The sequence below is a fragment of the Bradyrhizobium sp. USDA 4369 genome, assembly GCF_054056435.1.
This window is the reverse complement of the sequence record NZ_JBSRYH010000001.1, coordinates 1,672,282-1,691,206: the sequence shown is the minus strand read 5'-3', so window position 1 is coordinate 1,691,206 and position 18,925 is coordinate 1,672,282. Positions and strand designations below refer to the sequence as shown.

General features: G+C 67.0%; 14 protein-coding genes. 5 read left to right on the top strand and 9 right to left on the bottom strand.

Annotated features, from left to right (window positions below):
- Positions 1-114: 114 nt before the first annotated feature.
- Both ACVIJ6_RS07725 and ACVIJ6_RS07720 read right to left on the bottom strand, forming a co-directional pair.
- Positions 115-2,049, bottom strand: a complete 1,935-nt coding sequence (locus ACVIJ6_RS07725; RefSeq protein WP_456772206.1) for an ATP-dependent DNA ligase — start codon at positions 2,047-2,049, stop codon at positions 115-117.
- Entirely contained in the window at positions 2,046-3,092 is a 1,047-nt protein-coding gene (locus ACVIJ6_RS07720) for a ligase-associated DNA damage response exonuclease (RefSeq protein WP_456776926.1), read from the bottom strand. The genes ACVIJ6_RS07725 and ACVIJ6_RS07720 overlap by 4 nt, the downstream gene beginning before the upstream one ends.
- Positions 3,093-3,205: 113 nt before the next feature.
- Here ACVIJ6_RS07720 and ACVIJ6_RS07715 point away from each other — a divergent pair, with 113 nt between their 5' ends.
- The 4 genes from ACVIJ6_RS07715 (at position 3,206) to pdeM (ending at position 9,247) form a co-directional block, all read left to right on the top strand.
- The gene (locus tag ACVIJ6_RS07715) at positions 3,206-4,132 is read left to right on the top strand and encodes a methyltransferase domain-containing protein (protein WP_456772205.1); all 927 of its coding nucleotides are present in this window, start codon (positions 3,206-3,208) and stop codon (positions 4,130-4,132) included.
- A 108-nt stretch (positions 4,133-4,240) separates the two neighbouring features.
- Positions 4,241-5,470, top strand: coding sequence for an ABC transporter substrate-binding protein (locus tag ACVIJ6_RS07710; protein WP_456772204.1), 1,230 nt, complete (start codon positions 4,241-4,243; stop codon positions 5,468-5,470).
- Between the two features lie 362 nt (positions 5,471-5,832).
- Positions 5,833-8,547, top strand: a complete 2,715-nt coding sequence (locus ACVIJ6_RS07705; protein ID WP_456772203.1) for a ligase-associated DNA damage response DEXH box helicase — start codon at positions 5,833-5,835, stop codon at positions 8,545-8,547.
- A gap of 46 nt (positions 8,548-8,593) precedes the next feature.
- The gene (gene pdeM, locus ACVIJ6_RS07700) at positions 8,594-9,247 is read left to right on the top strand and encodes a ligase-associated DNA damage response endonuclease PdeM (protein WP_456776925.1); all 654 of its coding nucleotides are present in this window, start codon (positions 8,594-8,596) and stop codon (positions 9,245-9,247) included.
- A gap of 220 nt (positions 9,248-9,467) precedes the next feature.
- Here the strand turns inward: pdeM and ACVIJ6_RS07695 are convergent, their stop codons facing one another.
- Positions 9,468-10,334: a LysR family transcriptional regulator gene (locus ACVIJ6_RS07695; RefSeq protein ID WP_456772202.1), complete on the bottom strand. Its 867-nt coding sequence runs from the start codon at positions 10,332-10,334 to the stop codon at positions 9,468-9,470.
- 97 nt (positions 10,335-10,431) lie between these two features.
- On the opposite strand from ACVIJ6_RS07695, the gene ACVIJ6_RS07690 reads away from it, so the two are divergent.
- Positions 10,432-11,346: a DMT family transporter gene (locus tag ACVIJ6_RS07690; protein ID WP_456772201.1), complete on the top strand. Its 915-nt coding sequence runs from the start codon at positions 10,432-10,434 to the stop codon at positions 11,344-11,346.
- Here the strand turns inward: ACVIJ6_RS07690 and ACVIJ6_RS07685 are convergent.
- The 6 genes from ACVIJ6_RS07685 to ACVIJ6_RS07660 all read right to left on the bottom strand — a co-directional run bounded on the left by ACVIJ6_RS07685 (position 11,343) and on the right by ACVIJ6_RS07660 (position 18,908).
- The gene (locus ACVIJ6_RS07685) at positions 11,343-12,122 is read right to left on the bottom strand and encodes a TIGR02186 family protein (RefSeq protein ID WP_456772200.1); all 780 of its coding nucleotides are present in this window, start codon (positions 12,120-12,122) and stop codon (positions 11,343-11,345) included. The two genes, ACVIJ6_RS07690 and ACVIJ6_RS07685, sit on opposite strands and share 4 nt — an antisense overlap.
- The gene (locus ACVIJ6_RS07680; protein WP_456772199.1) at positions 12,119-13,045 is read right to left on the bottom strand and encodes a sulfite exporter TauE/SafE family protein; all 927 of its coding nucleotides are present in this window, start codon (positions 13,043-13,045) and stop codon (positions 12,119-12,121) included. The genes ACVIJ6_RS07685 and ACVIJ6_RS07680 overlap by 4 nt, the downstream gene beginning before the upstream one ends.
- A 180-nt stretch (positions 13,046-13,225) precedes the next feature.
- The gene (locus ACVIJ6_RS07675) at positions 13,226-16,339 is read right to left on the bottom strand and encodes an efflux RND transporter permease subunit (RefSeq protein WP_456772198.1); all 3,114 of its coding nucleotides are present in this window, start codon (positions 16,337-16,339) and stop codon (positions 13,226-13,228) included.
- Positions 16,336-17,418, bottom strand: a complete 1,083-nt coding sequence (locus ACVIJ6_RS07670) for an efflux RND transporter periplasmic adaptor subunit (protein ID WP_456772197.1) — start codon at positions 17,416-17,418, stop codon at positions 16,336-16,338. Before ACVIJ6_RS07670 ends, ACVIJ6_RS07675 begins: the two co-directional genes overlap by 4 nt.
- Positions 17,419-17,425: 7 nt before the next feature.
- Positions 17,426-18,046, bottom strand: a complete 621-nt coding sequence (locus ACVIJ6_RS07665; protein WP_456772196.1) for a TetR/AcrR family transcriptional regulator — start codon at positions 18,044-18,046, stop codon at positions 17,426-17,428.
- A gap of 154 nt (positions 18,047-18,200) precedes the next feature.
- A complete protein-coding gene (locus tag ACVIJ6_RS07660) occupies positions 18,201-18,908 on the bottom strand; it encodes a hypothetical protein (RefSeq protein ID WP_456772195.1) in 708 nt (235 codons plus the stop codon).
- Positions 18,909-18,925 lie beyond the last annotated feature (17 nt).

Here is an 18,925-nt window from a genome sequence, read left to right as displayed (position 1 = left end):
CCAATGCCGGGTCGCCGGCGGATTCGTGCCGCGATTATAAAGCACGGCAGGGCAGGTGGGGAACCCGCCTCAGCGCCGCAAGCGGGTTACTTGCATTTAATGTTGCCCCGGAAGTCACGCCGGCTGCTCGCTCTTCAGCAGGCGTTCCAGCGTTTCCAGCCGGTCGGCATCCCGTGGCGGCTTGTCCCAGCGCAGGCGGTTGATGCGCGGGAAGCGCATCGCGATTCCGGATTTGTGCCGCGGCGACCGTTGCAGGCCTTCAAAGGCGACCTCCAGCACCAGCCCCTGCTCGGGCTCGTGCACGACATGGCGGACGGGGCCGAATTTCTCGGTGGTGTTGCGGCGGACGAAACGGTCGATCTGCAGCAGCTCCTCGTCGGTGAAGCCGAAATAGGCCTTGCCGACCGGGACGAGCTGATCGCCAGCCTCACCCGCCGTCCACACACCGAACGTGTAGTCGGAGTAGTAGGACGAGCGCTTGCCGTGGCCGCGCTGCGCATACATCAGCACGGCATCGATGATGTGCGGATCGTGCTTCCACTTCCACCATTGTCCTTTGGGCCGGCCCGGCAGATAGGGCGCGTCGCGCCGCTTCAGCATCACGCCTTCGACCGCTTCGGCATCGTCGCCGGCGCCGGCCGATGCGGGATTGGCGCGCGCCGCTTTCAATTCGTCCCAGTTCGCGAAGGCGATCGTCGGCGACAGGTCGACGCGCGGATCGCCCAGCCGCCGGATGAACGCCTCAAGCTTTTCGCGCCGTTCGGCGAAGGGCCGCTCGCGCAGATCGCCGTCCTCGTCGCCGAGCAGGTCGTAGGCGCGCAGATGGATCGGATATTCCTTCATGAGCTTTGGCGACACTGTCTTGCGGTTCAGCCGCTGCTGCAGCACGTTGAAGCTCTGCACGCGCGTCTCGCGCACCACCAGCAGCTCGCCGTCGAGCGCGCCGGGCAGATGCAGTGATGGCAACAGATCAGGGAAGCTAGGTGTGATGTCCTCGCCGCTGCGCGAATACAGCCGCGTCACGATGCGGCCCTCGGTGTCGCGGCCGCTGACGGCCTGCACGCGGATGCCGTCCCATTTCCATTCGGCGATGTAGTCGGCCGCATCCATGCCCGCCAAATCGTCGTCTTCGACGGCATGCGCGAGCATCACGGGCCGGAACGGCGCCGGATCGCGGTTGACGGGTCTGTCGCCGCGGCCCTCGAGCCAGGCGAACAGGTCGAGATAAGGCGGCGACAGCCCCGGCCAGATCAGCTCGACCTCGTGCGGGTCCTTGTCGCCGAGCGCCGCCGCCGCGGTCTTGGCGAGACGCGCCGAGATGCCGATGCGAAGTGCGCCAGTGACGAGCTTCAGCAGCGCCCAGCGCCCTGTCTCGTCGAGCTCGTCGAGCCATTGCGCCAGCTGCCGCGGCATCTCGGTCTTGCCGAGGGTGCGCAAGGTGGTGACGACCTCGGTGAGCGTCGGCGGCGGCGGCGGATTGTTGTGGCCACGCGGCGGCTCACCCGAGAGAGCACCCGTGTGGTCCCCCCCTCCCTGACCCTCCCCCACAAGGGGGGAGGGAACGGAGAGAGCAGGGGTTGAGGAAGCGAGGATGTCTGTCGGATCCACGTTCGAGGTTGTGTCGGCGGTGGATGCCGCACGCCCTGTCGAGGTCGTCTGCTCCATCGCCGATGGCATCCCAGGTGCAAGCGCCTCGCGCAGCTGCGCTTCCTCCCCCCTTGTGGGGGAGGGCTGGGGAGGGGGGGACCCGGCGACGTGCTGCTGATGATGTGCACCGCCCTTCGGCCACATCAGCGCGACCGTCTCCGAGAGATCTCCGACATAATCATACGACAGCGCGAACAGCACCGGATCGGTGCGGGCTGCGATGAGGTCGCGGATTAGCGCCGGCTTGGCGTGCTTGAACGACAGCGCGCCGGTCAGCGCGCCCAGCGCGTAGCCGCGGTCGGGGTCCTCGGCCTCGCGGAAATACGAGGTCAGCAGGCGCAGCTTGTTGTTGCGGCCGGGCTCATAGGCGAGGCGGTCGAGCAGCTCGGCGAAGCGGTTCATGCCTCGGCGTCCTCCGTGGCCGCCGCCTCGCTCTCCTCCTCGTCGCCATAGCCGACCAGGTCGAGCGGCCGTGCCGCGAGGCCCTTGCTCCGGCACCAATGCACCAGCGCGTCCTCCTGGCCATGCGTGACCCACACCTCGCCGACGCCGGTCGCCGCGATCGTCGCGGTCAGCCCGTCCCAGTCGGCGTGATCCGAGATCACCAGCGGCAGTTCGACGCCGCGTTGACGCGCGCGGGCGCGCACCCGCATCCAGCCCGAGGCGAAGGCGGTTACCGGATCGGGAAAACGCCGCGTCCACAGATCGGAGGTCGCGCTCGGCGGCGCCAGCGTGATGGTGCCGGCGAGCTCCGCCTTCTTGACGCCCTTCACCGGCCTGAGCTCGCCGAGCGCGATGCCCTTGTCCTGATAGTAGCGCGTGATCTTCTCCATCGCGCCATGCAGGTAGATCGGTGCGTCGTAGCCGGCCTCGCGGATCAGCGCGATCACGCGCTGCGCCTTGCCGAGCGAGTAGGCTCCGACCAGATGCGCGCGCTCCGGAAACAGCGCGACCGACGCCAGCAGCTTCTTCACTTCAGCCGCGGCGTCGCCATGGCGGAACACGGGCAGGCCGAACGTCGCCTCGGTGATGAAGACGTCGCATTGCACCAGCTCGAACGGCGCGCAGGTCGGATCGCGCGCATCCTTGTAGTCGCCGGATGCGACGATGCAGGTGCTGCCGGAGGACACCTTGATCTGCGCCGAGCCCAGCACGTGCCCCGCCGGATGAAAGCTGACCGTGACCTCGCCGAGCCGGATCTCGTCGCCATAACAGATCGCCTGCGTGCTGCCGGCAAAATTCTCGCCATAGCGCAGCCGCATGATGTCGAGCGTCTCCTGCGTCGCCAGCACCGCGCCGTGGCCGGCCCGCGCGTGGTCGGAATGGCCATGCGTGATCAGCGCCCGTTCGACCGGGCGCACGGGATCGATGTGGAAGCCACCGGCCTTGCAGCACAGGCCGGCGGGAACCGGCAGCAGGATGTCTTGCGGACGCATGGCGGTCATATAGGTCTCGCCCGACGGATTTTCAGTCTGTCCCAAACCTCGGCCGCCATGCGCGGGCTTGACCCGCGCATCCATCTCCTGGAATGACAGCCCGTCCAAACCACGGTTCCACGATGCCCCACCGCCTGTTCCTCTCCTCCGGCAACCTGATCGCCGATCGCCGCTACGAATTCGCCCTCGACCTGCAGCTCAAGGGCGATCGTGCCGCCGCGGCCGAGGTGATGGAGCAGGCCATCGAGCTGGCGCCGACATTCGCCTCGGCCTGGTTCGAGCTCGGTCAGATTCGCCTCGCGCTTGGCGAGACGGACAAGGCGATCTCGGCGTTCCAGAACGCCTGCGCCGCCGATCCGGATGACCGCCACGGCGCCGGCGTGCGGCTGATGCAGCTCGGCGCCGCGCCGCTGTCGGATATGCCCAAGGCCTATGTGCAGTCGCTGTTCGACCAATATGCGCCGCGCTTCGAGGCCGAGCTGATCGAGCGGCTGCACTACCGCGCGCCGGCGATCCTGTTCAAGGCGGTGCTCGCGGTGCGCGCCGCCGAGAAGAAGCCGGCTTATTTCCAGCGCGCCATCGATCTCGGCTGCGGCACGGGCCTCGGCGCCGCAGCCTTCGCCAAGAATGTCGACAGCTTCATCGGCATCGACCTGTCAGCCGGAATGATCGCGCAAGCGCGCGAAACGGGGCTCTATGCCGCGCTCGAAGTCGACGACATGACGGCCGGGCTGCAGCGGCAGCCCGACCTGTCGGCGGACCTCGTCCTCGCTGCCGATGCGATGGTCTATGTCGGCGATCTCGCCCCCGTGCTCGCCGAGGCCCATCGCGTTTTGAGGCCAATCGGGCTCCTGACCTTCACCGTCGAGACCCATGATGGTGAGGGGGTGATCATGGGCAAGGGACTGCGCTATGCCCATGGTGCGGAATATGTCCGCGGCGTCATCCAATCGACCGGGTTGCAACTCAAGCATCTCGAACCGGCCTCGCCGCGCACCGAGGAGCAGCTGCCGGTGCGCGGGCTTGCGGTGGTCGCGACCCGGACTTGAGTCTACACGCTATTGAATGCGCTGCACGCAGCGTCCAATGCGGCAACTTCGCTCTTGCCGCAGCTCTCCCGATGCCAAAAAATGCCGGCAGTCTAGGGAGAGACAACAATGAAAAAACATCTCACGCGGCGCGATTTCTGCGCCACCGCGCTTGCGACCATCGGTGCCTCGACGATCGCCTCGCCTTACGTCTGGGCGGTCGAGAAGAAATATGACGCCGGCGCCAGCGATACCGAGATCAAGATCGGTCAGACCATTCCGCATTCCGGCCCCGGTTCGCTGTATGGCGTGCTCGGCCGCGTCGGCGAGGCCTATTTCCAGATGCTCAACGAGCAGGGCGGCATCAACGGCCGCAAGGTCAAGTTCCTCACAATGGACGACGCCTACAGCGCGCCGAAATGCGTCGAGGCGACGCGGCGCCTCGTCGAGCAGGAGGAGGTGCTGGCGCTGTACGGCTCGCTCGGCACCGCGCCGCAGACCGCGGTCCACAAATACCTCAATTCGAAGGGCGTGCCGCAGCTGCTGCTCAATACGGGCGCGTCGAAGTGGAACGATCCGAAGAACTACAAATGGACCATGGCCGGCCTGCCGCTGTATCCGACCGAGGCGCGCATCCTCGCCAAGCACGTGCTGAGCGTGAAGCCGGAGGCCAAGATCGGCATCCTCTATCAGAACGACGACTTCGGCCGCGACTTCCTCGGCCCCTTCAAGAAGGTGCTGGCCGATGCCGGCGGCAAGGCCCAGGTGATCATGGAGCAGACCTATGATCTCACCGAGCCGACGGTCGATTCGCAGCTGATCAACCTGTCGAAGTCGGGCGCCGACGTGTTCTACAACATCACCACCGGCAAGGCGACGTCGCAGTCGATCCGCAAGGTCGCCGAGCTCGGCTGGAAGCCGTTGCAGCTGTTGTCGGCCGGCTCGACCGGCCGTTCGATTCTGTCGGCCGCCGGTCTCGAGAACGCCAAGGACATCGTCGCCATCCGCTATTCCAAGGATGCCGGCGTGCCGCAATGGAAGGACGATCCGGACGTCAAGGGTTTCGAGGCGCTGCGCGCCAAGTACCTGCCGAACATCGATCCCGACAACACCATCGCCTATGCCGGCTATGGCCAGGCGGTGTCGATGGGCGAGATCCTGCGCCGCTGCGGCGACACCCTGACCCGCGAAAATGTGCTGAAGCAGGCCACCATGCTGGCCGGCTTCCACTCGCCCTTCTTCCTCGACGGCGTCAATTTTGCGTACACGCCCGACGACTACACGCCGATGAAGACGCTCTATATCTCGATCTTCGACGGCAAGGATTGGAGCATCTCGGAAAAGCCGATGACGGAGTAGCGTCTGCTTCCGTCATTGCGAGCGCAGCGACGCAATCCAGAGTCTCTCCGCGGATAGAGCCTGGATTGCGTCGTCGCTGCGCTCCTCGCAATGACGAGGGGGGCCGGGATGGAGCCTCAGACTCCGCTGTCGTCCCTGCGAACGCAGGGACCCATACCGCGGAATCTCTCGGTGAGGCATAACTGCTGGTCATCGTCCCATCGAGGCCGGTGGTTATGGGTCCCTGCGTTCGCAGGGACGACAGCGGAAGTCGAGGAGGCGGCGGTGCGCGCCACAGCCGGCCTGAAGACAGCGGTATTTGCCGAGGTCGCGCGGTTGCCTCGGGCCTCGACGAACCGCGAGCGACTGCCTACCTTCCCCCGGTGCCGCCCCGCATCTCACCAGTCCTGCCTGACGACAGCGCCGCGCTGCCGGACCATTTCAATAAATGGTTCGCGGTGCGCGGCTGGGCGCCACGCGCGCATCAGCTGGCGCTGCTGGAGAAGGCGCGCGCGCAGCGCTCGGCGCTGCTGATCGCCCCCACCGGCGCCGGCAAGACGCTGGCGGGGTTCCTGCCGACCCTGGTGGAACTCGACCCCGCGGTTGCCACACCGCACCGATCGGCTCTCGGCAAGCAATCCGCTCTCGCCACTCCCTCCCCCCTCGTGGGGGAAGGGCGGGGAGGGGGGCCGCCGGCGGCGGTGCCAATGGTGGAATCTGCTCCACAACAGCTCGCGCCCGCTTTTCAGCAATCGGCAAGTGCCAACACCGCAGCCAAACAGCTCGCCAGATCCATCGTCCGCCCTGCCGGCCTGCACACGCTCTACATCTCGCCCTTGAAGGCACTTGCCGTCGACATCGCGCGCAACCTCCAGGCGCCGATCTCTGAGATGGGCTTGCCGATCAAGGTCGAGACCCGCACCGGCGATACGCCGGCGTCACGCAAGCAGCGGCAGCGGCGCTATCCGCCCGACATCCTGCTGACCACACCCGAGCAGTTGGCGCTGTTGTTGTCGTCGGACGACGCGCCCCATCTGTTCTCGTCGCTCCAGCGCGTGGTGCTGGACGAGCTGCATGCGCTCGTAACCTCCAAGCGCGGCGATCTGTTGTCGCTCGGGCTGGCGCGGCTGTGGCGGCTCGCGCCCGGTCTGCGCATGATCGGCCTGTCGGCGACCGTCGCGCAGCCGGAGCAACTCGCGCGCTTTCTGGTGCCGCAGCCGACCGGCAGCAGCGCCGCTGCCGATGTCGTCGTCGCCGGGGGCGCCGCTCCGCCGCTGGTCGAGATGCTGGACACGCAGGAGCGCCTGCCCTGGGCGGGGCACAGCGCGCGGCACGCGCTGGCCGAGATGTACGAGCTCATCAAGACGAACAAGACCACGCTCGTCTTCGTCAACACCCGCAGCCAGGCGGAGATGCTGTTCCAGGAGTTCTGGCGCATCAATGACGACAATCTCGCCATTGCTCTGCATCACGGTTCGCTCGATGTGGCGCAGCGCCGCAAGGTCGAGGATGCGATGGCGGCCGGCAGGCTCCGCGGCGTCGTCTGCACATCCTCGCTCGACCTCGGCGTTGATTGGGGCGACGTCGATCTCGTCATCAATGTCGGCGCGCCCAAGGGCTGCTCGCGGCTGATGCAGCGCATCGGACGCGCCAATCACCGGCTCGATGAGGCCTCGCGCGCGGTGCTGGTGCCGGCCAACCGCTTCGAGGTGCTGGAATGCTCGGTCGCGATCGACGCCATCGCCGACAATGCGCAGGACACGCCGCCGCTGCGCACCGGCGCGTTCGACGTGCTGGCCCAGCACGTGCTCGGCTGCGCCTGTGGAGAGCCGTTCCTCAGCGATGAGCTCTATGCCGAGGTGATCACCGCCGCGCCCTATGCTGCGCTGTCGCGGGCCGATTTCGACGATGTCGTCGACTTCGTCGCGTCCGGCGGCTACGCGCTGAAGACCTATGAGCGCTTTGCGCGCATCAAGCAGGACGCCAGGGGACGCTGGCGCGTCGCCAATCCCAAGGTGCGGCAGAGCTATCGCTTGAACGTCGGCACCATCGTCGAGGAGGCGATGCTGAAGGTGCGGCTGGTGCGCTCGCGCGGGGGCGGCTCGGGTACCACAGGCGCGATCGCGCGCGGCGGCCGGCTGCTCGGCGAGATCGAGGAATACTTCATCGAAGGTCTCACCCCGGGCGACACCTTCGTGTTCGGCGGCGAGATCGTGCGCTATGAGGCGCTGGCCGAGGATCAGGTCTATGTGTCGCGCGCCAACGACGCCGATCCCAAGGTGCCGTCCTACATGGGCGGAAAGTTCCCGCTGTCGACCTATCTCGCCGAGCGCGTGCGCGGCCTGCTCGACGATCGCACGGCCTGGATGCAATTGCCGGAGCAGGTGCGCGACTGGCTCGCGCTGCAGAAGGACGTCTCACGCATTCCGGCGCGGCGCGAGCTACTGGTCGAGACCTTTCCCCGCTCCAACAAGCATTACCTCGTCTGCTATCCGTTCGAGGGCCGGCTCGCGCATCAGACGCTGGGCATGCTGTTGACGCGGCGGCTGGAGCGGGCGCGTGCGCGGCCGCTCGGCTTCGTGGCCAATGAATATGCGCTGGCGGTGTGGGGGCTCGGTGACATGTCGCTGATGGTGAGCCAAGGCCGGCTGGATCTCGCCGCGCTGTTCGATCCGGACATGCTGGGCGACGATCTCGAAGCGTGGCTCGCCGAATCGGCGCTGATGAAGCGCACCTTCCGCTCCTGCGCCATCATCTCCGGGCTGATTCCGCGCCGTTTCACCGGCGAGGAGAAGACGCGTCGCCAGGTGCTGTTCTCGACCGATCTCGTCTACGACGTGCTGCGCCGGCATCAGCCCGATCACATGCTGTTGCGTGCCGCGCGCGCCGATGCCGCCACCGGCCTGCTCGATCTGCGCCGCCTCGGTGATATGCTTAAGCGCATCGAGGGCCGAATCACCCATCGCCCGCTCGATCGCGTCTCGCCTCTGGCGGTGCCGGTGATGCTGGAAATCGGCCGCGAATCCGTCTATGGCGAGGCCGCCGACGAGCTCCTGGCCGAGGCCGCCGAGGAACTCGTCAAGGAGGCAATGGGGTAGCTCAAGCGAGGCGGAATTGCGGGGGACGATCTGCTCATCGGGGATGATGGACGTCGCCGGGACCGCGCTGCGGGTCGATCTCTCCGGTGCGCTGGTGTGGGACGCGCAGCGCTTGCTCGTCGTCTCCGACCTGCATCTGGAAAAGGGGTCGAGCTTCGCCGCGCGCGGCACCCTCCTGCCGCCGTTCGACACGGTCGCGACCTTGCAGCGTCTCACCGCCGTGATCGCGCACTACAATCCCCGCATGGTGATCGCGCTCGGCGACAGCTTTCATGACCGCGACGCCCATACGCGCCTGACCGGTGACGATCGCGCCAGCATCGCCAATCTGCAGGTCGGCCGCGACTGGATCTGGATCACCGGCAATCATGATCCGGCGCCTCGCGGCATCGGCGGCGAGGTCGCTGACTCGATCACGCTCGGCGCCGTGACGTTCCGGCACGAGCCGACCGGCGCGCGCGGCGAGATCGCCGGCCATCTGCATCCGAAGGCGCGGGTGGCGACGCGGGCGCGCACCTTGGAGCGGCGCTGCTTCGTCTCCGACGGCGAGCGCGCCGTGATGCCGGCCTTCGGCGCCTATGCCGGGGGCTTGAGCGTACGAGACGCCGCGTTCGCGAAGCTGTTTCCGAAGCGCGCCTTCATCGCGCATGTGCTAGGGGATACTCGCCTGCACAGCATCGCTGCGGCGCGGTGTTATTAGTTGGATTCGTGATCTTGCGTCGGCGCGTCTGAATTTGACGCGATGATGCCCGCCATGATTTCTGCTGCGCCCTCTCCCCCGCTTGCGGGGGAGAGTTGGAGAGGGGGCGCCGCGGGCACCGCCGTTGGAGCGGCCCCTTCCCTAGCCCTCCCCCGCAAGCGGGGGAGGGGATGTACCGTGCGCGTGGCGCGATGGTCAGAGCAGCCGCGGACGATACCCGTCAAGCCGCCTTCGCCTGCACCTTCTCGCAGAACTCGGCCAGCCGGTCGGCCAGACGCAATGTCGCCGGGCTGGCATCGGGCGAGGCGAGCAGCGCCACCTCGGTGCGCTCGATCGGCGCGAAGCCCTCGCGGGCGGTCAGCACGCGATGGTCCGACTGCACCGACATCTCCGAGAGGATGCTGAGGCCCATGCCGGCCGCGACCGCGGCCTGGATGCCGGCGAGGCTCGACGAGGTGTAGGCCATGTGCCAGGCGCGTCCTGCGCTCTCCAGCGCATGGATCGCCCGGGTGCGATAGATGCAGCCGAGCGGAAACCCGATCAGCGGCAGCGAGCCGCTGTCGAGATTGACGGGATGACTCTTGCTGGTCACCCAATGCACCTGCTCCGGCCACGCGGCGATCACCGCCCTGGTGTCGTCGACGCCGCGCTTGAGCAGGGCGAGGTCGAGTTCGCCGCGCTCGATGTCGCGCTTGAGGTTGAGGCTCTGGTCGGCGCGCACGTCGAGCCGCAGATTGGGATGGGCGCGCGAGAACGCCGCGAGCAGCTTGGCCAGCCGGTAGGCGGCAAAGTCCTCGGGGATGCCGAGCTTCACCGCGCCGTCAGGTCCCGGCCGCGCCACGACATCGCGGGCCTCCTCGGCGAGCGCGAGCAGGCGCCGGGCATAGGACAACAGCCGCTCGCCGGCCTCGGTCGGCGTCACCGCGCGGCCGTCGCGGTTGAGCAGCGTCTGGCCGAGGTCCTCCTCCAGCCGCCGGATCTGCTGGCTGACGGTCGATTGCGTGCGGTGGACGCGTTCGCCGGCCCGGGTGAAGCCGCCGGCATCGACCACCGAGACGAAGCTGCGCAAGAGCTCCAGATCGAGCATCGGGAACCGCCATTCATAAATCCACTGAATTTCAGTCTATCATTTAATTTCCAAATGCAAAAGAACGGCCCTACATCGGCGGCAGAGGAGTTCCCCGATGTCGTCTGTTTCGTCTCCGGCTGCCGTGACCCCGATGAAGTCGAACCTGCTGCCGCTCGAGATCGGCCTGTTCTGCCTGCTGTGGAGCTTCGCCTTCGTGGCCGGCAAGATCGGGGTCACCTATTGCCCGCCGCTGCTGCTGCTCGCGGCGCGTTTTTCGCTCGCCGGCATCCTGATCCTTCTCGTCCCGGCCATTCGCGGCGAGCTGCGCATGGGCTTTCGCGATGCCGCGGTCTTTGCGATCATCGGCATCGCCAACAACGCGCTGTATCTCGGCCTCGGCTACACCGGGCTGCAGACGGTGTCGGCCGGGCTGGGCGGCCTGATCGTCTCGGCCAATCCGGTGTTCACCGCGGTGTTCGCCGCGCTGCTGCTCGGCGAGCCGCTGACCCTGCGCAAGGTCGCAGGGCTGGCGCTCGGCACAATCGGCGTTGCGATGATCGTCTGGCATCGTATGTCGGTCGGGACCGACCAGCTCGAAGGCATTCTCTACACGCTGGCGGCCTTGGCCTCGATCGTCACCGGAACCATTCTGTTCAAGCAGCTCGCGCCGAAGGGCAGCCTGTGGGTCGGCAACGGCATCCAGAACCTCTCCGCGGGCCTCGTGCTGTGGCCGGTCGCGCTCAGCGTCTCCAGCGCCCAGAACATCGTGCCGAATCCGCAACTGTTCGGCGCCTTCGCCTTTCTCGTGCTCGGGGGCTCGATCCTCGCTTATGTGCTGTGGTTCCATCTGCTGAAAGTGTGTGGCGCGACCGCCGCCAGCGCCTATCACTTCGTGATGCCGCCGCTGGCGATGATCTTCGCCTTTGTCGTGCTCGGCGAGCACGTCGCGCTGCAGGATCTGTTCGGCGTCGTCCCCGTCGCCATCGGCATCTATCTGGTGACGCGCACGCCGGCGCCGAGGAACGGCTAATCCCTGCGGAACACGATCGAGGCCATCCATCCCGTCAGCAGCGCCATCGCGGTGGTGACCAGGCCATACACCAAACCGTTCTGCCGCGCCGATGTCGCTACGAACTGTTCGAAGCCGACCTTGACGATCTCGAACGCCGTCTCCGACTTGGTGACGAGCGCACCGTCGGCGAGCAGCTTGATCTCGATTTCATAGGTGCCGATCGGGACCGCCGCGGGCAGCGGAATGCCGGTGCGGAACAGCGTCGGCGTCAGGAAGGTCACGGCGGATGTGTCCTCGCGATACAATCCATGCTGGGACTGCAGCCTGATGAAGGCGCTGCGGAACGCATCGTTCGGCACCACGTCGGCGTAATCCGGCCCGACGCGCTGGGTCAGCAGGACATTGTTCAGGCCGAGTTGCTGCCGGCGCTGCACCTCGGGGGCGGCCATCACGTCGAACGGACGGTTGGCGAACAGCGCGAGATAGCCGGGCACTTTCAGGAATTGCCGGGAATCGGTGTTGATCCAGATGCCGAATTTGCGCTCCTTGCGCCGGGTCACCATGTCGGCGCGCGGCCCGCGCACGGTGACCACGAGATCATAGGCGGTCCGGCTCACCGGCGTCTGCGCATCCTTTTCGACCGAGCCGAACAGCACCAGCTGTTCGCCGGAATAGTTCGGCGTCACCGTGACGCGGTGATTGGAGACCGAGGCGATCAGGCGCTCGGCGCGGGCCGTTGCCGCTCCCGCAAGCAGCAGCATCAGCGTCATGCTGGCGGTGCGAAGCGGCCTCATTGGCTCTGCTCGGTTTCACGGATCGTGAACAGGTCGGCGGGGCGGATCACGAGCTCGACCGCGAAGCGGATGCCGACCGCGAGGATCAGCAGGCCGAGCAGGAGGCGCAGCTGCTCGCCACGGATCATCTGCCCGGCGCGGGCCCCGAACTGCGCGCCGGTGACGCCGCCGACCATCAGGATCAGCGCCAGCACGGCGTCGACCAGATGGTTGCTCACCGCGTGCAGCATGGTCGCGATCATCATGGTCGCGAGCGTCAGCACCATCGAGGTGCCGATCACGGTCGAGGTCGGCACGCGCAGGATATAGATCAGCAGCGGCACCAGGATGAAGCCGCCGCCAATGCCCATCACGGCGCCGAGGAAGCCGATCAGGAGGCCGATCCCGATGACCGGGATGACGGAGACGTAGATCTTGGATCGCTTGAAGCGCATCTTCAGCGGCAGGCCGTGGATCCAGACGTGACTGCCCGGCCGTCGCACCGTGGGCAGCGCGCCCTGGCGCGCCCGCATGATGGCGCGCAGGCCTTCCCAGAACATCACGCCGCCGACGCTCGTCAGCAGCGCGACATAGGACAGCGCGATCATCAGGTCGAGCTGGCCGAGCGCGCGCAGCAGCGTGAATGTCGACACGCCGAGCGCGGTGCCCAGCGTGCCGCCGATCATCAGCACCAACGCCAGTGAGGGATCGATCGCGCGGCGCCGCCAATAGGACAGCGCGCCGGAAAACGACGATGCGGCGATGTGGCTGGACACCGAGGCGACGGCGACCGCGGGCGTGATGCCGACGAAGATCAAGAGCGGCGTCATCAGGAAGCCGCCGCCGATCCCGAACATGCCGGAAACGAAGCCGACGGCCGCGCCCATCGCCAGCAACAGGAAGATGTTGACGGGTATGTCGGCGATCGGGAGGTAAATCTGCATTCGCGCGGCCCTGCGAACGGTCCATGGGAGCATCCCGCGCGTCCGAAGCAGGTGCTGTGATCCTGCATAGCCGAAAACCGTGGCAAATGGATCAAGGATTCCCGATCGGTTTTTGTGCGTCAAAAACGGTGCAGCCGCGCCCGGTCGGGAGCGCGGCTGCTGAAGGTTTCGCCGCGCCGGTCAGGCGGCCTGTCCGGCTGGCGCGGCGGCCGGGTCTGCGCTCGCCTGGTTGCGGGCTTCGGCCGCAAACAGTAGCGAGAGGATCACCGGCAGCAGGGTCAGGGTCAGCAAGGTCGCTGCCGCCAGTCCGCCGATGATCGCAAAGGCCATCGGACCCCAGAACACCTGCGGCGCGATCGGGATCATGCCGAGGATGGCGGCGAGCGCCGTCAGCAGGATCGGCCGCGCGCGGTGCTTTGACGCCGCCTTGATGGCGTCATCGGCGGCCATGCCGTCTGCGACATTGATGTCCGCCTCCTCGATCAGGATCACGGCGTTGCGGATGATCATGCCGGCAAGCGCGATGACCCCGAGCTGGGCGACGAAGCCCATCGCCGTGCCGGTCGGCAGCATCGCGCCGACCACGCCGATCAGGCCGAACGGTGCCATGGCCAGCGCAATGCCGGTCCGCGAGAAGCTGCGCAGCTGGATCATCAGCAGCGACACCATGACCAGCAGCATCAAGGGGATGACGGCGAAGATCGACGCATTGCCCTTGGCCGCCTCTTCGACCACGCCGCCCTCGGCGATGCGATAGCCATCCGGCAGCCCCGCCGCGAATTTGGCCACGGCAGGCGACAGCGCTTCCGCGACGGTGGCGGGCTGGACGCCGGCGTCGACGTCGGCCTGCACGGTGATGATCGGCAGCCGCTGCCGGCGCCAGATGATCGGCTCCTCGACGCCGTAGGCGACGTCGGCGATCTGGCGCAGCGGGATCGGCGCGCCGTCCGGGCCGGTGATCTGCAGATTGGCCACGGTCGCCAGATCGTTGCGCTCGAGCCCGGCGGAGCGGACGACGACGTCGACGAGCCGGTTGGCGTCGCGGACCGTCGTGACCGGGCTGCCGGAGAAGATCGTGGCGAGCGCGGCGGCGACATCCTGCGACGACAGGCCGACGGCGCGCGCTTCGGTCTGGCGGACCTTGACCTCGACGCTCTTCTGCGGCTCGCCGGCACTCAGATTGACGTCGCGTGTCTCGGCATTGCCGGCCACGATATTGGCAAGCTGCATGGCGATCTCGCGCACCTTGCCGACATCGGGGCCGGTGACGCGATATTTCAGCGGCCAGCCGACCGGGGGCCCCAATTCGAGCGGGTTGGCGCGGGTGATCAGGTCGGCGAACTCGGTGCGGAACGCGGCATCGAGCCTGGCCTTCACCCGGTCGCGGGCATCCAGATCCTTGGCCACGACCACCATCTGAGTCACGTTGTCATTGCTGAGCAGGACGTCCATCGGCAAATAGAAGCGGATGGCGCCGGCGCCCACATAGGTCGAGAAGCGCGCGATGTCCTGATCCGTCTTCAGCAAGGCTTCGAGCCGCTTGGCCTGCACATCTGTCGCCTCGAACGAGGCGTTCTGCGGCAGTGTCAGGCTGACCAGCAACTCGGGCCGGTCCGACGGCGGAAAGAACTGCTGCTCCAGCCGCATCGCGCCAAGGCCCGATGCGACAAGCGCCGCCAGCGAGACGATGATGGTGGCGGCCGGCCGGCGCAGCACCAGCTCGAGCAGCCGGTTGTAGGCGCGCCCGATCCGGCCGTCCTCATGGCCGTGCGCGGCCATGCTCTTCGGCAGGATCCAGGTGCCGATGATCGGCGAGAACAGCACCGCGACGATCCACGACGCCGACAGCGAGATCAGCACCACCATGAACAGCGAGAAGCAGTATTCGCCGGCGCTGGAGGCGGCGAAGCCGACCGGAATGAAGCCCGCGATCATCACGAGCGTGCCCGTGAGCATCGGAAAGGCGGTGGAGTCGTAGGCATAGGACGCTGCGCGGGCGCGATCCCAGCCAGCCTCCAGCCGCGACACCATCGCCTCCACGGTGATCATGGCGTCGTCGACCAAGAGGCCGAGCGCGATGATCAGGGCGCCGAGCGAGATGCGCTGCAGCCCGATGCCGGCGAGCTCCATGCCGACAAAGGTCATTGCGAGCACCAGCGGGATCGAGAAGGTCACGACCAGGCCGGCGCGCGCGCCGAGCGACAGGAACGACACCGCGAGCACGATCGCGATCGCCTCGACCAGCACCTTGAGGAAGCCGAAGATCGCATCCTTCACGACGCTGGACTGATCGGCGACGGCCACCATTTCGATGCCATGCGGCAGGCGGGCGCCGATCTCGGTCATGCGCTCGCGGACCGCGGCGCCGAATTCGGAGAGATTGCCGGTCGGCGCCATCGAGATCGCGAGGCCGAGCGCCTTGTCGCCATTGACGCGGAACGAGGCCGCCGGCGGGTCGACCGGAATGCGGCTGATCGTGGCGATGTCGGTGAGCGGCACGTAGCGCTGCGCGACGTGCAGGGTCACGGCCCGCAGGCTCGCCTCCGAGGCGAACGCGCCACTGACGCGCAACGCGATCTTCTCCTCGCCAGTGCGGGTGATGCCGGCCGGCTGCACCGCGTTCTGCGCCGCCAGCGCGTTCATCACCTGCTGTGCATTGAGGCCAAAGGCGGCGAGCTTGCGCGGCGAGAATTCGACCGCGATCTGCTCTTCCTGCACGCCCAGCAGCTGGACCTTGCCGACGTCCTTGACGCGCAGCACCTCGGCGCGGATCGTGTCCAGCCGGTCGCGCAGCTCGCGATCGGTGAAGCCTTCGGCCGTGAAGCCGTAGATGATGCCGAACGTATCGCCGAACTCATCGTTGAAGAACGGCCCGCGCACGCCCGACGGCAGCATCGGGGCGATGTCGCCGACCTTCTTGCGCACCTGGTACCAGACGTCGGATACCGCCTGCGGAGGCGTATCGTCGCGCAGGTTCACCATGATCACGGACTCGCCGGCGCGCGTGTAGCTGTCGAGCCGATCGAGATAGGGGGTTTCTTCGAGCTTCTGCTCGATGCGGTCGGTGACGAGGTTGGTCGTGTCCGCGACGGTGGCGCCGGGCCAGATCACCGACACCACCATGGTCTTGATCGTGAAGGGCGGGTCCTCGTTGCGCGTCAGCTTGGTGTAGCTCCACGCGCCGGCCAGCAGCACCACGATCATCATGAAGATGACGAGGGATGATTGGCGCAGCGCCCAGGCCGAAAGGTTGAAGCTGGAGCCGTTGCCGGAGTGAGTGTCGGGCGCGCTCATTTCACATCTCCATCAAAGGCGACAATCTGGTCGGGACGCAGCTTGCTGACGCCGGCGGTGACGATGTCGTCGCCGGCCGCAAGCCCGGAGGTCACGTAAATGGTCGAAGCCGTGTAGCGGCTGACGGTCACCGGCTTGCGCTTGAGCGTCTTGCTGCGCGGCTCGACGACATAGACGGCCGGTTGTCCGTTCTCGGCGGTCAGCGCCGAGGCGGGCAATGCGATGCTGCGCCCGGCCAGATAGCGCACCGAGCCGGTCACGACGGCGCCATAGGACAGTGGCGGCATGTCGGGGAGGGCAACGCGGACGCGGTAGGTCCGGGTCGAGGGATCGGCGGTCGGGCTCACGTCGCGCACGCGTCCGCTCAACACCACCGATGGATCGGACACGAGCGTGACCTTCACCTCGATATCGGGCGGAGCGCTGTTGATCACACTTTCGGCGACGTTGAACACCGCGTCGCGCTCGCGCGACGAGGCAAGCCGGACCACCATCTGGCCGGCGGGCACGACCTGTCCCGCATTGGCGCCGATGGCGGTGATCACGCCGGTCTCCGGCGCGAGCAGCCGCGTGTAGCTCAGCCGAGCCTTGGCATTGGCGAGCGCGGAGGCCGCCGCGTCGAGGCGCGCCTTGGCCGAGCGCCAGTTCGCGTCGGCCTCATCGACCCGGACCTGGGCGACGATCTGCTTGTCGAGCAGGATCTGCTGCCGTTCCAGCGTGGTCTTCGCCAGGCTTTCCGCTGCCGTGGCGCTGGCAAGATCCGCTTCCGCCGCACGCAGCTCGTTGGCGACGTTGGTATCGTCGAGCGTGGCGAGCAACTCGCCCTTCTGCACGCTGGCTCCGATCTCGACCTGGCGGGAGGTGACGCGGCCGTCGATCCGGAAACCGAGATCGGTTTCGATGTGCGGACGAACCTCGCCGGTCTGGGTGATCTCTTCACCGCCGTCGATGGGCGTTGCCTTGACCGTCCTGACCGGGCGGGGCTTTTCGGCCGCCGGCGGCGGCTCGTTGCAGGCCGCCAGTGTGAACAGGGCGAGCAACAGGGTGGCGCCTGAAGGCGCATGCCGACTGAAAGTCATGGGAAGTTTACCTCGTCGTTGAGGGAGGGACAGACAAGCCGCGGAGCATCGTGTCCGCGGCGGTAGCGGCCAGCCGAAGCAGGTCGCCGAAATCGATCTGGTTGACGGTGACCCCGAGCGTGATGATGCCGTGGACGCTGCCCCACAGCAGCTGCGTCGCAGCCTCTGCCGGCATCGCCTGCAACGCTCCGGCGCGGATTGCTTGCTCGACGCGCGCCTGCAATCGCAGGTAGGAGGCGAAGAAGTCCTGCTCGCGCGCGAGTTCGTCGAAGTGCCCGAGATCGTTTTCGAGGAACATCAGCCTAAAGCGGGCGGGATCGGCGAGGGCGAATTCCGCATAGGCTCTGAGCATGCCGGCAATCGCATCGACATGGTGGTCGTGAGCGCCGTCCATGGCGACGATCCGGGCGTCGAGCTCTGCAATGGCATCCGACCAGAGGGCCATCAGCACGTGCTGCTTGGTCGGGAAGTAGCGATAGAGGGCTCCCGCCGTCAGTCCGATCGCACTGGCGATGCGGCGCATCGACAGCGCCGCGTAGCCCTCGCTGGCAACGATCGCCGCGGTTTCCGCCAGGATGCGGCGCCTTGTGCTGTCGAGTTCGTCGGGTGTGAGCGCGGGCCGGGCCATGCCATCTCCAAACAATCGTGAACGCGTTTATTATTGATGTTTATTAAACGCGTTTTTCAATACGTCAAGAGATGTTCCCGCCGCTGCTGATCACCCCAGAGGCATTCTAAGTGTCTGATTTAATGGGGTGTATCGACCGATTGGCGGCCGGTGATCACAGAGGCTTGAGCTGGACGCTGACCAGTTTCATCGCCTCCGCGTCCTTCGGGTCGAGCCAGCGGATCTCGCGGGTCTGCGACATGGCCTCGATGACCTGGGATGAGACCCCCATCCGCGTCATGTAGCCGAGGATCGCGCCGGTCACGCGCTGCGTATCGGCCACGGCGTCTTCGCCCTGGGCGGCGGACGTGAACCGGTGCACGCCGAGTGCCGAGCCATCGAGGCCGTACCGGGTCTGGCCACCGGCAAAGGCGAAGACGCAGGCGCTGGCGCAGGTGGCGGGGCGAATCTGGCCGGCATCGTCCACGGCCCCCACGGCTGTGGCGAGGCCATGAGCGCGCAGGATCTCTCCCATCAGCACGCCCTGGTCGAGACTGCCGCCGGGCGAGGCCAGCAGCACGACGTCGCCGGGCTTCAGATGCGCCTCGTTGATGCGCTCGCGCAGCCAGCTGGCCGCCGCGGGACCGATGCTGCCGCGAACGGCGAGCACGGCGCGCTTTGGCGTCAGCCCGGGAATCGCGGCGTCGGCGATCAGTCGCGACGACAGGCTCGGCGACACATACTGATCCTTCCAGAACGACCAGGCATCGGGACGCGACAGGTCGCGATAGGCGCGAATGCCGGTGCCGAGCACGATGGCGACGAAGAAGATCACCGAGCCGATCCGACGCCACGGGACCCCTGACGGAAGGCGGTCGGTCATGTCCCCCGGCTGCGGCG